General features: G+C 64.1%; 14 protein-coding genes and 1 pseudogene. 7 read left to right on the top strand and 8 right to left on the bottom strand.

Annotation, left to right across the window (positions count from 1 at the left end):
- Positions 1 to 39 precede the first annotated feature (39 nt).
- Positions 40 to 345, top strand: a complete 306-nt coding sequence (locus ACNQOP_RS03520) for a hypothetical protein (protein ID WP_416403346.1) — start codon at positions 40 to 42, stop codon at positions 343 to 345.
- Between the two features lie 10 nt (positions 346 to 355).
- On the opposite strand, the gene ACNQOP_RS03515 is transcribed toward ACNQOP_RS03520, so the two are convergent.
- A complete protein-coding gene (locus ACNQOP_RS03515) occupies positions 356 to 1,003 on the bottom strand; it encodes a DedA family protein (RefSeq protein ID WP_284985382.1) in 648 nt (215 codons plus the stop codon).
- Between the two features lie 53 nt (positions 1,004 to 1,056).
- Here ACNQOP_RS03515 and ACNQOP_RS03510 point away from each other — a divergent pair, with 53 nt between their 5' ends.
- The gene (locus tag ACNQOP_RS03510; RefSeq protein ID WP_416403345.1) at positions 1,057 to 1,614 is read left to right on the top strand and encodes an O-acetyl-ADP-ribose deacetylase; all 558 of its coding nucleotides are present in this window, start codon (positions 1,057 to 1,059) and stop codon (positions 1,612 to 1,614) included.
- A 104-nt stretch (positions 1,615 to 1,718) separates the two neighbouring features.
- Here ACNQOP_RS03510 and ACNQOP_RS03505 read toward each other — a convergent pair.
- Positions 1,719 to 2,903: pseudogene (locus tag ACNQOP_RS03505) on the bottom strand (amino acid permease); the annotation flags it as partial.
- Positions 2,904 to 3,076: 173 nt separating this feature from the next.
- Between ACNQOP_RS03505 and ACNQOP_RS03500 the strand changes: the two are divergent.
- Complete coding sequence (locus ACNQOP_RS03500; RefSeq protein ID WP_235519928.1) at positions 3,077 to 3,571, top strand: Lrp/AsnC family transcriptional regulator; 495 nt, start codon at positions 3,077 to 3,079, stop codon at positions 3,569 to 3,571.
- An 8-nt stretch (positions 3,572 to 3,579) separates the two neighbouring features.
- Here the strand turns inward: ACNQOP_RS03500 and ACNQOP_RS03495 are convergent, their stop codons facing one another.
- Complete coding sequence (locus tag ACNQOP_RS03495; protein WP_257370532.1) at positions 3,580 to 4,509, bottom strand: RluA family pseudouridine synthase; 930 nt, start codon at positions 4,507 to 4,509, stop codon at positions 3,580 to 3,582.
- 141 nt (positions 4,510 to 4,650) lie between these two features.
- Between ACNQOP_RS03495 and ACNQOP_RS03490 the strand changes: the two genes are divergently transcribed.
- Both ACNQOP_RS03490 and ACNQOP_RS03485 read left to right on the top strand, forming a co-directional pair.
- Positions 4,651 to 5,301 carry an ArsR/SmtB family transcription factor gene (locus ACNQOP_RS03490; RefSeq protein ID WP_235519929.1) on the top strand — a complete coding sequence of 217 codons (651 nt, stop codon included), beginning with the start codon at positions 4,651 to 4,653 and terminating at the stop codon, positions 5,299 to 5,301.
- Positions 5,294 to 5,986 (top strand): SRPBCC family protein, encoded by a 693-nt coding sequence (locus ACNQOP_RS03485; protein ID WP_416403344.1) that lies wholly within the window; start codon positions 5,294 to 5,296, stop codon positions 5,984 to 5,986. The genes ACNQOP_RS03490 and ACNQOP_RS03485 overlap by 8 nt, the downstream gene beginning before the upstream one ends.
- A 7-nt stretch (positions 5,987 to 5,993) precedes the next feature.
- Here ACNQOP_RS03485 and ACNQOP_RS03480 read toward each other — a convergent pair whose 3' ends face one another.
- Complete coding sequence (locus ACNQOP_RS03480; protein ID WP_284985386.1) at positions 5,994 to 6,569, bottom strand: TetR-like C-terminal domain-containing protein; 576 nt, start codon at positions 6,567 to 6,569, stop codon at positions 5,994 to 5,996.
- 99 nt (positions 6,570 to 6,668) lie between these two features.
- Between ACNQOP_RS03480 and ACNQOP_RS03475 the strand changes: the two genes are divergently transcribed.
- Positions 6,669 to 7,181, top strand: a complete 513-nt coding sequence (locus ACNQOP_RS03475; RefSeq protein WP_416403343.1) for a DUF4188 domain-containing protein — start codon at positions 6,669 to 6,671, stop codon at positions 7,179 to 7,181.
- Here ACNQOP_RS03475 and ACNQOP_RS03470 read toward each other — a convergent pair.
- On the bottom strand, positions 7,178 to 8,632 hold the full coding sequence (locus ACNQOP_RS03470; protein WP_416403342.1) for a PLP-dependent aminotransferase family protein: 1,455 nt from the start codon (positions 8,630 to 8,632) through the stop codon (positions 7,178 to 7,180). The two genes, ACNQOP_RS03475 and ACNQOP_RS03470, sit on opposite strands and share 4 nt — an antisense overlap.
- Before the next feature lie 61 nt (positions 8,633 to 8,693).
- Here ACNQOP_RS03470 and ACNQOP_RS03465 point away from each other — a divergent pair, with 61 nt between their 5' ends.
- Positions 8,694 to 9,338: a YczE/YyaS/YitT family protein gene (locus tag ACNQOP_RS03465; RefSeq protein WP_257370429.1), complete on the top strand. Its 645-nt coding sequence runs from the start codon at positions 8,694 to 8,696 to the stop codon at positions 9,336 to 9,338.
- On the opposite strand, the gene ACNQOP_RS03460 is transcribed toward ACNQOP_RS03465, so the two are convergent.
- The 3 genes from ACNQOP_RS03460 to ACNQOP_RS03450 are packed head-to-tail and all read right to left on the bottom strand — an operon-like array spanning position 9,335 to position 12,979.
- Complete coding sequence (locus ACNQOP_RS03460; RefSeq protein ID WP_416403341.1) at positions 9,335 to 10,594, bottom strand: glycoside hydrolase family 26 protein; 1,260 nt, start codon at positions 10,592 to 10,594, stop codon at positions 9,335 to 9,337. The genes ACNQOP_RS03465 and ACNQOP_RS03460 overlap by 4 nt on opposite strands.
- Before the next feature lies 1 nt (position 10,595).
- Entirely contained in the window at positions 10,596 to 11,033 is a 438-nt protein-coding gene (locus ACNQOP_RS03455) for an STAS domain-containing protein (RefSeq protein ID WP_416403340.1), read from the bottom strand.
- A 50-nt stretch (positions 11,034 to 11,083) separates the two neighbouring features.
- Positions 11,084 to 12,979 carry a glycosyltransferase family 2 protein gene (locus ACNQOP_RS03450; protein WP_416403339.1) on the bottom strand — a complete coding sequence of 632 codons (1,896 nt, stop codon included), beginning with the start codon at positions 12,977 to 12,979 and terminating at the stop codon, positions 11,084 to 11,086.
- Positions 12,980 to 13,244 lie beyond the last annotated feature (265 nt).

Raw genomic sequence — 13,244 nt, 5'->3', positions numbered from 1 at the left:
TCAAGGGGGTGGGATGTGGGAGAGCGTTAGGGTTATGGGATGCCTTCGTTCCAGACCAAGCTGAAGATTACAGGCCTCAAACTGGGAAACGCGCCCGAGTCCGTCATGGCTGCGGCAGTCGAGGCCCTGGAAACCCGCCACCACGTGGAATCGAACCAGCTGGACATTGTGGGCGGAGTGCCCCAACTCAGCCTCCGCTTTACCGTTGGCGACCGCGATTACGCAGGCGAGAACGACGAAGCCCGGACGTCGGCTGCCATGATGCGTGACGCCGTCGAACGCGTTGCCTTGACCGGAAGCCTGTACGTGTTGCGTCGCAGCCGCGGGCGCTGGTCGCCCATTTAACAGGCGAGCCCTACTCGGGTTGGGGCGTCTCACCGTCGAACGGATCGCCGTCGAACGGTTCCTCGACGGGGGAGCGGTTGCCGCGGCGACGCGTGACGATCAGCCCCACCACCACTCCGATGACCAACCCAACGCCGACCCCGATCAACGAGCTGGCCCAGAACGGCAGCTTGGTGGTGGAACCGGTGAAGTAGCCCAGGCCCACCTGCCAGACAGCCCAGAGCATGGCGCCCAAGGCAGCACATAGGCTGAACCCGCGGACGGAAACGTTGGCGATGCCCGATGCGGCGGAAGTCGCGAGCCGACCGCCCGGGACGAATCGCCCGCCGATGATTGCGCCGTATGTGGACGAGCGGCCCGCTTTGGCGATCGCTGCGTGAATTCCGCGGTGGACGTGGCGGCCCCATGACCAACGGTCGAGAACGTGGCTGATGCGCCGCTTGAACAGCAAATACACCGCCATGTCGCCCAGCCACGACGCGAAGGCGGCCAGAAGCAGGATCAGCCAAACGTTGGTGTGGCCGTCGGCCGCGAGCGCCCCGCCGGTAATGACCACCATTTCGGACGGGATCGGTGGAAAAATGGCGTCGCCCACCACTATGGGTACGATCCACAGGTAGATCGCGGATCCCCACGTCTCAGGGGCGGTGATGTCCATGGCCACAAGGTACCGCACTTGCTGCCGCTGCCGCTCTGGGCGAAACTGGCGCCATGCGAATCGACATCCTGCATGGCGACATCACGACGCGTCCCGTGGACGTTATTGTCAACGCCGCCAACTCGTCCCTGTTTGGTGGAGGGGGAGTGGACGGTGCCATCCACAGGGCTGCCGGGCCGGAACTTCTTGAGGCGTGCCGGAGGCTTAGGCGTTCGGAATTGCCCGATGGTTTGCCTGTGGGCGCGGCTGTCGCAACTGCGGGTTTCCGCCTTCCGGCCCGTTGGGTGGTCCACACTGTGGGGCCTAACCGGCGTGCCGGGCAGACGGATCCGGCGCTGCTCGCATCGTGCTTTAGCGAAAGCCTGAAGGTGGCGACGGGACTGGGTGCCCGGTCGGTTGCCTTCCCTGCGATCAGCGCCGGAATTTATGGTTGGGATGCCCGTCAGGTCGCCGAGGTTGCGTTCGACGCCGTCAGGTCCTTCTGGGCGTCGCTGTCAGCGGGTGCCGCGTCAGGCAGCCCGCTGGAGTTGGTGGAATTCGTGCTGTTCTCCGAAGAGACGACGGCGGTCTTCCGGGCGGCATTTGAAGCCTCGCCCGATTCCGTGGCCTGACGTTTGCGTCGCTGCACCATGAAGTACAGAACCGTCACGAGGGCCAGAGGCGGCAGGCCAAAGACCAGGGTCATGTTGAATGCTTCAGTTCCCAAGGTGCTGACGGCTATGGCCAACATGAGGATCGCCCCCAGGATGGTTCCCGCCGGGTAGAAGCGTGTCTTGTAGGAGAGTGTTGTCCCCGTGCGTTTCATGCTCCTGCGGAAGAACCAGTGGGTCACGAAGATCATGAACCAGGTGAACATTGCGCCGAACATGGAGATCGCCATCATGAACGTGAAGGCAGTCTCGGGGAACATCGCGTAGACCACAGTGGCGATCGCAATACCAGTGGTTGAGAGGATCAGGGCATTCACTGGGGCACCGTTACCGCGCAGCCTGCCGAAGATGGCGGGTGCGTCGCCGCTGCGGGAGAGGCTGAAGATCATCCGGGTGGAGATGTAGAGCTGGCTGTTCATGGCTGAGAGCGCAGCGATGATCACCACAAACGTGAGCAAGCTGTCAGCGAAAGGGACGCCAAGGTTCTGCATCACGGTCACGAAGGGGCTGCCGCCCGACAGGATCTGGCTGACCGGCGCGATGGCCAGGATCAGTGCCAGGGTGACGATGTAGAACAGGAGGAGCCGGACGATGGTGGTGCGGAATGCCTTCTTCACTGCTGTGGCGGGATCCTTGGCCTCCCCGGCGGCGATGGCGATCATTTCGATGCTGAGGTAGCTGAAGATGGAGACGATCACGGCGAACCAGGTACCGGACAAACCGTTGGGGAAGAATCCGCCGTCGGCCGAGTAGTTCTGGAAGCCGGTGCCGTCGGTTCGGGCTCCGAAGACAATGTATGCGCCGAGCACAATGAAGGCGATGATTGCAAAGACCTTGATGCTGGAGAACCAGTATTCCAAGGCGCCGAACACCTTCACGTTCATGGTGTTCACGCCGATGAGTACGGCCGAGAAGAAGACCACCCACAGCAGGGACGGGATGTCCGGGAACCAGAGCTTCATGTATTCACCCACCGCAGTGACCTCGGTCCCCACAGCCAACACGATGCAGGACCAGTACATGTACTTGACCAGGAACCCGGCCAGTGGACTGACGTAATGCTCGGCGAAGGCACCGAACGAACCGGACGTGGGGTGTGCCACCGTCATCTCGGAGAGGCTGCCCATCAGGAGCAGAGCGATCAGCCCGCCGATGGCGTAGCTGATGATCACGCTGGGACCTGCCAAACCTATGGCGAATTTGCTGCCCAGGAACAACCCGGTGCCGATTGCGCCGCCCAAGGCGATCATGGTCATCTGCCGTGAGGTGAGCTGCTTTTTCAGCCCGCCTTCACGTTCTTGGATCTTGTCGAAACTGCCCATCACGACCTCCTCGTCGATTCTGCAAATCGATTCAAGATAGAATCCAGTCCAATGTCCTGCCAAGGATTCTGAAGAATTACAAAAAGAACAGGGGCTATTTCGTGTCGGATTCAACCGTGAACCGAACGGCGGGCGCCGTTCCGAATCCCGTTCGGCTGGATGACACAGACCGTCTGATCCTTCGGGAACTCATGGCCGACGCCAGGATTCCCAACAACGTGCTCGCGTCCAAGGCGGGGATTGCGCCCTCAACGTGCCTTGGCAGGGTCCGGGCGCTCAAGGATGCCGGAGTCATCCGGGGTTTCCATGCATCCGTGGATCTTGAGGCGTTGGGCTTGCTGGTCTACGCGCTGATCTCCATCAGGGTGAACCCGCAGGCCCGCAACAAGATGCTGGCCATCGCGCAGCGGCTCAAGTCGCTGCCGAACGTCCAGAGTGTGTTCCTTCTGGCCGGCGACCAGGACTTTTTAGTGCATGTGGCCTGCGGGACGCCGACGGAGTTGCGGGACTTCATTGCTGTCCACCTCGCATCGGATCCGGCCATCGCCAACACGCAAACCAACCTGGTGTTCGACCATTTGACGCCGGGGGAGTAGTGCCCCGTTCAGGCGTGGGCTTCGCTGAGCTCCAACCGGCTTCGGTATTCCACTGGCTTCTTGCTGATGGGGTCCACGAAAGTGATGCCGCGGGCCAGTAGTTGAAGTGGCTTCGCGTAGTCGTCCGGGGCTTTGTCCAGCAGGTCCGGGTAGAAGGCGTCGTTGACGATTCCGAGTCCGAGCGAGGCCATGTGCACGCGCAGTTGGTGGGTCTTCCCGGTGTGGGGTTCCAGCCGGTACAGCGCGCGCTGGTGGGTGCCGGCGTCGAACGTCCTTGTTTTTTCGATCCGCGTTTCTGCGTTTGGTTCGCCGTCGATGACTTCGGCGAGGAGGTAGCTGCGGGACTTGGTCATGCGGTTGCGGACTACTGCGGGGAACTCGACGGCGGGAAAACCGGGGGCGGGTGTCGCGGCAGACACGCACTCGTATTCCTTCTGGACCTGGCGCTTCTCGAAGAGGACCTGGTACTTTCCCCGTGTCTCCGGGTTGGTGGAGAGCAGCAGGAGCCCGGCGGTCATGCGGTCCAGGCGGTGCATGGGGATGAGGTCCGGGAGGTCCAGCTGGTTGCGGAGGCGGACCAGTGCCGATTCCTGGATGTAGGTACCGCCCGGGGTGGTGGGCAGGAAGTGCGGTTTGTCGACCACGAGGATGTGTTCGTCCTGGTGGAGGATGGTGATTTCCACTGGAATCCGGGTCTCCGGGGGGAGCGTGCGGTAATACCAGATGAACGTGTGGTCCTCGAGCCTGGTGCTGCGATCGAGGGGGACGCCGCCTTCGCCCACGATTTCGCCGGCGTCGAATCGGTCCTCGATGCCTTGGGGGTCGATGTGTCCCCAGCGATGCATCATGTAGTCCATTGCAGTCTCCCAGGGCCCGTCGTCCGGGAGGCGCAGGCGGGTTGCGTTGACGCCGTCGCGCACGGGGAGGGGGGATTGCATCACTGGACAATTCTACCGGGATCGCGTTGTGGGGCCCGCTCTGCGTGCCTGGGTGGCCCGAATGGGCGCAGAGCGGGCCTCACAACACCGAACAGAAAAAAGTTCTTGACAAGAAAAGTTGTCGGTGAACATACTTGAAGCATGTTGGACATCGAAGTGATCGAGGACCCGGCCGCGGCGGAAGCGTCACTGGACCCAATCCGTACGCGCATTCTCCAGGAGCTCGCCGAGCCGGCGTCGGCCACGCAGCTTGCCGGCAGGGTTGGATTACCGAGGCAGAAGATCAACTACCACCTCAAAGCCCTCGAGCGGCACGGGTTGGTGGAGTTGGTGGAGGAGCGCCGCAAAGGCAATGTCACCGAGCGCGTGTTGTGCGCCACCGCCGCCTCCTACGTCATTTCGCCGGCCGCACTGGCCTCCGTGGCGCCGGATCCACGGCGTTTCGCTGACAGGTTCTCGGCCTTCTGGCTGCTCTCGCTTGCCGCGCGCACCGTTCAGGAAATGGGAAAGCTCATCTCCGGCGCTGCCGTGGCCAGGAAGAAGCTGGCCAGCTTCGCCATCGACGGCGAGATTACTTTCCGCTCGGCCGCCGATCGCGCGGCATTCGCGGAGGAGCTCGGCGTGGCGGTGACGCGGCTCGTCGATAAATACCACGACGGCGGTTCTGCCACCCCGGCGGGTGGCGGACGCAAGCACCGGCTCGTCGTCGTCCTCCATCCAGCACTCAAGACCCCCTCAACGGAACAAGCAGCCTCCGGGCACACAGCAGAAAAGGACCAAGGCAATGACTGAGAACCGGGAATTCGAAATCGTGGCGGACACCGAGCTGCCCGGCACGCCTGAACGCGTGTGGAACGCCGTTACTGCAGACACCGCTGCCTGGATGTTCCCCACCGATCAGTGGCCCGCCGTGAAAACGGTGGAGGAATACCCCACGCATCTCGTGTCGCGGATGGACGGCCCGGACGGCTGGTTCAACCAGTTGGAGCACGTCCTCGAACCCCTCGAGGGTGGGCGCGCCAAGCTGCACTACGTCCACAGTGGCATTTTTGCGGACAACTGGGATGAGCAGTACGACGGCGCCAGCAAGCACACCGAGTTCTACCTGCACACCCTGGGCCAGTACCTCCAGCACTTCGACGGGCGGCCGGTGGTGTTCACGGACATCCAGGGCCCCGCGACTTCGCAGGCTCCCGACGGCTTTGTGCAGCTGAAGAAGGCGCTCGGGGTGGAAAGTGCTGCCGCCGGTTCGCGCTTTGATGTTGAGGTCGACGGCGTTGGCCGGTTGAGCGGCGAGGTGGACTTCGCCAACCAGAACTTCCTGGGCCTGCGGACCGCGGATGCCATGTATCGCTTCTTCGGCCGGAACGCCTTTGGTGCTCCCGTCGGCCTGACCGTGCACGACTTCAGCGGTTCCGGGGATTCCGAACTGACGGCCAAGGCATGGGGCGGCTTCCTGGAAAAGGTATACGCCTAAGGATTGGCTAGGGGGCCCAGGCGCGGGCTACGGACGCGAGGGCGGCTTCGTAAATTCCGGGCCAGTCGGTGGCGGGATCGTTCATCTGGGCCAGCTCCAGGCTGACCAGCCCATGGACCTGTCCCCAGATCCCCATCGCTACCACTATGGGGTCTTCCGCACGGAGCCTCCCTGCGGCCTGCGCCTCGGCGACCGCCTCTACCAGGGGCAGCATCGAATCCGAGGCGACATCCGGCGTCGGCTTGCACTCCACATAGGCGGCCAGCGCGCCACCGAACATGAGCCGGTAAAGGGCCGGGTGCTCAAGGGCCCAAACGCGGTAGGCCCTGCCGAGCGCCAAAAGACCGCCGTGGGCGGCTTCGCGTTGGGACTCCCCGAAGGTGCGGAAACCGTCGTCGACGGCGGCCGTCAGCAGTTGGGCTTTTCCGCCGAAGAGCGAGTAGATCGCGGTGGTTGACGTGTCTGCTGCGGCGGCGACGTCCCGGAGGGTCACGCGGGCCGGGCCTTCGCGGTCCACGAGTTCTGCGGTGACCGCCAGTAGCCGTTGCCGGACCTGGAGATCATGAACGATAGGTCTTGCCATGCCTTCCAGTGTTTCATAACATTGTTTCATAACGACGTTATTAAACGACGTTATGAGAACAGGAATCTGACAGTGGGTTCCCCAAGCGAAGGAATTCACATGGCACAGGAAATCTTCCCCGGCCGATTCACCGCTGACGTAGGGCGCGATACAGTCACGGTGTTCCTGATCGGGATGCGCGCCAACAGGTGGTGGAAGGTGGGCCGGGTTGCCCGGGTGGCTTCAGCCATGACCGCCATGCTGCAGCACCTGGCCGCGAATCCCGAGGCGGGCTTGCTTGGCACGGAACAGTGGCTCGGGAGGACCACCATGCTGCTCAGCTATTGGGAAAGCCCCGAGCACCTGCGGCGTTTTGCTGCCGACAGGGAGTCTCCGCACCTTGCTCCCTGGCGGAAGTTCATGAAGGAAATGTCCGGCAGCGGCGACGTGGGCGTGTGGCATGAGACCTACCAGGTTCCGGCGTCGGGCATTGAAGTGGTCTACAACGGCATGCCACGGTTCGGCCTTGCCAAAGCTACCTCGCACATCCCCGTAGGCCCCGGCAGCAACACAGCCAAGCAGCGCATGGGCGCGGGGGCTGCCCAGGCGGGGGCCGCCCAAACAGAAGGCTAGGCCACTGCCGCCGCCGCTGATCGCTCAGACTTGAGGGACCGGCGGAGGTGGGGCGAGGAGTCCAGTTTGTCCTGGGCTCCGCGCAGGGCCAGGACGGCGACCTCCAACTGCTCAGGCGGCAACGTGTACGGCACGCGAAGGAAGTGTTCAAAGGCTCCGCCCACCCCGAACCTGGGACCCGCTGCCAAGCGAACCCCAAAGTCCGGGGCAAGGATCGTCAGCGCAGTGCTGCAGGGGCTGGGGAGGCGGCACCAAACGGTGAGTCCGCCCCGCGGCCGCTCCACTTCCCAGGCCGGCAGGTGTTCAGCCAGCAAGCCGAGGAGTGATTCCCGGTTGTGCCGCAGTTCCTCCAACCTGGCATCCAGGGGCTCGGCGAAGGACCGCACCAGCCGGGCCGCCGCCAATTGCTCCACAACAGGACCGCCCAGATCCATGACGGTCCTCGTTGCCACGAAACGGGAAATCAGGCCCTCGTCGGCGCGGATCCACCCGGTCCTGAGGCCCGCCCAATGGGACTTGCTCAGCGACCCAATGGACACCACGGCGGGACCGAAAGCGGACATCGGTGCGGTGCGGACGCCGTCGAGGTTTAATCCCCGGAGCGTTTCGTCCACCACCAGGACTGTCCCCGACGCCGCTGCAGCCCGCACCAGGCGCCGACGCTGCAGATCGGACATGATGCGGCCCGTCGGATTGTGGAAATCCGGGACGAGGTACGCCATCGCGGGCCGTTGCTGGTTCATGGTGGACACCATGGCATCGATGTCCCATGCGGGTGAGGTCCCCGAGGGCAATGCGACGGGAAGCGGTTTGCAGCCGGCGGCCCGGATGGCGTCCAGGGCGTTGGGGTAGGTGGGGTGCTCCACCAACACCCGGTCCTGCTTGCCGGCCAGGGTGCGAAGCACGATGTTGAGGGCGTGCTGGGCGCCGGAAGTGACGAGGATCTGGCCCGGCATGGTGGGCACTCCGTCGGCGGTGTACTTGTCCGCAATGGCTTCGCGGAGTGCCAGGACCCCCACGGCGTCGTACCCAAAGCCGGGCAGGAGGGCGGGCAGTTCGGTCAAGGCGTCCGCGAACGCCCGATGCACCACTTCCCCGGCAGCCGGCAGGGACGCGTAGGCGAGGTCCAGGAGGCCATCCGGCACGGCGAGGCCGGGCGCACTCACGGGTACGGTCCGGTGGGGGATGCACGTCCGGGCCCGGCTGCCCTGGCCCGAGGTGAGGAAGCCCTGTTCGCGGAGGTTGGAGTACGCGGCCGTGACGGTGGTCCGGCTCAGGTCAAGGGTCTGGGCCAGGGCCCGCTCGCTGGGCAGCGCTACGTCCAGCGGTATGCGCCCGTCCATCACCAGCAAGCGCACGACGTCGGCCAGCTCGCGGTAGGCGGGCAGGGAACCGGAGTTCCAGGAGCCGAGGAGCCGAACGAGTGCGGTGGGGTTCAAAGAGCCGGACATAAGACCAGTATTGCAAACTGGCTATGGAATACAAGGCCAGTTTTCGGCGACGATGGATTCCATGATGACCCGAAGACTCACTCAACTCCTGATCGGCCTCGCGATGTACGGCATCTCCCTGGCCGTTTTCATCCGTGCCGGCCTTGGCTTGGACCCCTGGGATGTTTTCCACCAGGGCGTGGCCACCAAGACCGGTTTCAGCATTGGCGTGGTGGTCATCGCGGTCAGCTTTATTGTCCTCCTCCTCTGGATCCCGCTGCGGCAGATGCCCGGGATTGGTACCGTTGCCAACGCCGTTTTGGTGGGCCTGTTCGCTGACCTGGGGCTCTGGCTCATCCCGGCGGTCTCACACCTGGGCGGGCAAATTGCCATGCTGGCCGGAGCCGTGATCCTGAACGGCATCGCCTCTGCCTGCTACATCGGTGCACGATTGGGTCCCGGTGCCCGTGATGGCCTGATGACCGGGCTGGTTCGCCGTACCGGCTGGTCGGTGCGCCTGGTCCGCACCGGCATCGAAGTTACTGTCCTGGCTGTAGGCCTCCTGCTGGGCGGGTCCGTGGGCGTGGGTACCGTGGTCTACGCCCTGGCTATCGGGCCGATCGTCCAAGTGTTGCTTCCCAGGTTCATGGTGCCCGAGCCCGTCCCGGCGCCGGGTTCGGATCCTGGCAGGGAAACAGCCACCACGGAAGCAGCGCCCGCAGCTTAGCGGCACGCCGGCACGTCCTCGCCGTACCGCAACCAGTCCGGCAGGTCCTGGGTCAGTGCGTCGCGGATGGCGGGCGATCCGGCGCTCCGCCAGTCGACGTCGTCGTTAATCTCGATCTCGTACTTCTTCCACTCGAACCAATTGATCATCTTCAACTGCGGATACTTTTGGTGCGTTTCGGCGGAGAAGACCTGGCGCCACCAAGCACGTTTGACCTCCAGCTCCGATGCCCCACCGCGCGCAGGGGTAAAGATCGCAGCGGTCTCCGGGACAGCCACAGGCCGGTCATGGTCCACGCCGTACACCTGGTAGAAATCCGGCACGGAACTGTCGTCGCCCGCCGTGCCGCTGTAGGTTCCGGTGAGCATGGCCAGGAACTTGCCCGGTTCAGCAATGTCGTTGTTTCCCCACGGGCGCTGGTTGCCCCAGTGGTACAGCGAGACTCCCACCCAGTCCACCGCGTCGTCCCCCGGATAGTAGGGGGCATACGTGTCGTCTGCCATGGTGAGTACGCCGTCATGGTTGGTATCAAGCGCTGCGAAGTCCGGGGTGCCCGGACGGGCCGCGTACTGGCCACCCGTGAACGGATAACCACCCCCGTAGTTCGGCGCCCACATCATGGACGTGCCCGGCGCCTGCGCGTGCACCGCCGCCGCCACCTTGCGGAAAACCTGCACGTAGCGGGTGGGCTGCTGGCCCCACGAATACCAGGAGCCGTTCATCTCATGGGCAAAACGTACGACGACGGGCGTCCCCTGATCGTTGATGGCGCGTAAGTCGGTGGCCAACTTGGCGATCACCTCGTCACTCATCGTCGCCAGGCCGCCGTGCGGCTCCAAGGTCAGGAGCAGCACCCCACCCGCCGCCCGGACCTGCGTCACGGCGTTGGTGGTGTGCGCCCACGTTTGGTCGTCATAGGGAATGTCGGAGAACTGCACCACAACTGCGGGATCATGTCCCAGATTGGCCCGGTGTTCGGCAAGGGTTTCGGTGTTCCAATCCAGGTTGACCCCCAGCAGCACGCCATCTTTGGGGATAATCGAGGCCGCATCTCCGGCCTTGCACAGAGACAACGCCTGGACAACGGGGACCACCTCCTTGGAAGCGAAACCCAGGCCGGTAGCCACCAGTGCGGTCACCAGCAAGGGAACAACGAGGCTGGCTCTCCTGCGTCTGCGGTCCGGGTGGCCGGCGAAGGCTGGGGGAGTGGGCTTCAGCCGTGGTGGCCTGGGCGCTACCGCAGTGGCGCGGGCCATGTCAGCTCCACCCCAGGGTGCGACGCCGTCTTGGGAAGAGCCTGTGCCATCGGAACCCGGGCGCCAGGTGGCGTGCGCGCCCTGGTCCCAGGCCGCCGTCGACGGCTTCCTCCCGGGTTCCATATATGCGGGTGACTTGCCCCAGATGAGCCTGGAGCCGGGTAATTTCCAAGGCCGCGGAGCTGCCGAAAAGACGCAGGTCTCCGCCGCGGGCGCGCAGGAGGTGCAACACCTCCAGGAGGCCAACGACGCCGGAAGCGCCGACGGTCGTCACCGCCGCCACATCCAGCAGGACCAGGATGGGCCCGTCAGTTGCGGCCTTTGCGGATTCCTGGCGAATGCCCAGGACCGTTGTTGCGTCCAAGGCGCCGGTGACGGTCAGGTCAATGCAGGAAAGGGACGTGGGCATGGTGTTTGAAACACGGGAAAGTGTGGACATGATGGTCGCTCCTGGCTGGGAGTTGGAACGGCGTTATGGGGATGTGTGGATCAGCGCCTGGCAGGCGGAGGGGTGAGCGTCGCCGGATTGAGGACGCTGGGGAGTTCATCGGGTGTGGGCATGGGATCCACCTGTTCCTCTCCAGGGCCCCGGTACCTGGCGGCGCCGATGACCACGCTGAGCATGGCAAGGTCCAATGCCACCCAAGCGAGGGTGATGAGCGTTGGGTACAGCGGCGCCTCGCCGGTAGCTGCGCGCGCTATGCCGATGCCCGACGAGACCACCAGGACAGCCATCGCCACCAGTTGAAGCCGGACGTGCTGGAAGCCGCGTCCTGCCGCCTGCTTGCTTTTGGCCGTCACGGAGAACGTCAGGTGCTTGCCCAGGAAGACCGCGGCAGCACCGGAACAGGTCGCCGCGATCCATGTTGGAAAGAGCGCGAACGACCACTGCTGGCCGCGCCACAATCCCTTGGACCCGTTGCCTGCCACCTGGAAGAGGAGCTGGCAGGAAAGGAAGAACGGCAGGAACAGGCAGAAGAACACCACCGGACTCGCTGTGAGCGGGTACGTGCCGGCCACCAGGAACACCACCGGCGCCGAGATGTAGCTCAGTGCGGCAAAACCGTTCAGGTAACTGGTCATGGTGCCCAAATACATGAGGCGCTGGGCCACGGTGAGCCCCCGCAGGAACAGCGGATTGTCGTTGAAAAACACCTGCATGGTCCCGGCTGCCCAGCGGTGGCGCTGGGACAGCATGGTGGACACATCCTCCGGGGCCAACCCGTGCACCAGGACCTCGTGGTGGTAAACGCTGCCCCAGCCCATGGCGTGAAGGTGCATGGCCGTAGCCATGTCCTCCGTGATGGTGGTGGTGTCCATCGGGTGGATGGCCAACGCCTGGTCGGTATGGGCAACATCCACCGACTCCAGGACTGCGTCGAGTTCCGGCATGACGTCCTCCATGGCTTCCGGAACAGCCAACGCTGCGGCGTGGAAGGAAACCCGGAGCTCGAACGTGATCTCAGCCAAGACGTCGCCGCGGCGAAGCTGCTGTTCGGCACGGGTAACCGCTGCCATGGCCTGCTCCACCACCGGCATGGCGGCTGGATGGCGACGGCCGAGTTCCCCGTGCAGGTCCTGCAGCCGGGACCGGCCCCTGCGCAAAGCGCTCCAGGTGTGCTCGGTGGCGGTCCGGGTGTAGCGCGTCAGGCCCAGGGCCATGAGGGCTTCCCTGCGCAGGACAGCATTCGAACCGCAGAAAAACGCTGCGTCCCAACCGTCCTTGCCCTGCTGGATGGGGCCGTAGAACAGTTCGGCCTGGCTGCCCAGGGGGTCCCGGTCCGGAACATTCCAGAAATGTTGCGGCGTCTGGACGAACGCCACTTCCTCAGCATCGAAGTAGCCCATGACCCGGTCCAGGAACCGTGCTTCGGGGACCTGGTCCGCGTCCAGGATGGCCACGAACTCGCCCGTGGTCATGGACAATGCGTTGTTGACATTGCCGGCCTTGGCAAACCGCTGCCGACCGTCCCACTCGGGACCACGGGTAATGTATCCGACGCCGATCTGCCGGGCTGCGCTCGCAAACCCGCTGCGGTTCCCGTCGTCCAGGATCCACGTTTCGTGCGGATACTCCATGTCCCTGGCCGCAATCGCCGTCTTGAGGACAAGCTCAAGCGGCTCGTTGTAGGTGGCGATGAAAACGTCCACCGTCCGGCCCGGCAGGGCAGGCGGGGGCGGTGGCCGCCGTCGTGCATTCCACATGGTGACGGCGTACAGCGTTGACTCGCCCAGGCTGTACGTTTCCGCGGCCACGAGCGGCAGGGAGATCCACCACGCGTCCCACGCAACGGTTCCTGACCAGCGCCAACTGATGTAGATCAATCCAAAGGAAACCACGAGGACCGCAAGGATCCTTACCAATATCTGCTTGTGAATGCCCATGTTTAGCCTCCGGGTAACTGCTGGGGAAAAGGCAAAGGCGCGGCAGGCTGTCCCTACGCCCTGAAGGCGAAGTTGGGAGGACACGGCTGACGCGCCTGGAGCATGCATCGTCGATGCTCAGAGGAAGGAATTCAGGTGCGAACGGAATTTCCCTAAGCCACGGACTTGTTGGGCCAAGCCGATGGTTCCTCTTTCCACTTTCTCCCGGCTGCATTTCGTCGCCGTTACGGGATTGATAAGTACTTTCGCGTTGATTATTTCCTGG

The sequence above is a fragment of the Arthrobacter sp. LFS091 genome (assembly GCF_047977885.1).
Classification (GTDB): domain Bacteria; phylum Actinomycetota; class Actinomycetes; order Actinomycetales; family Micrococcaceae; genus Arthrobacter.
This window is presented reverse-complemented; position numbering and strand designations above follow the sequence as displayed.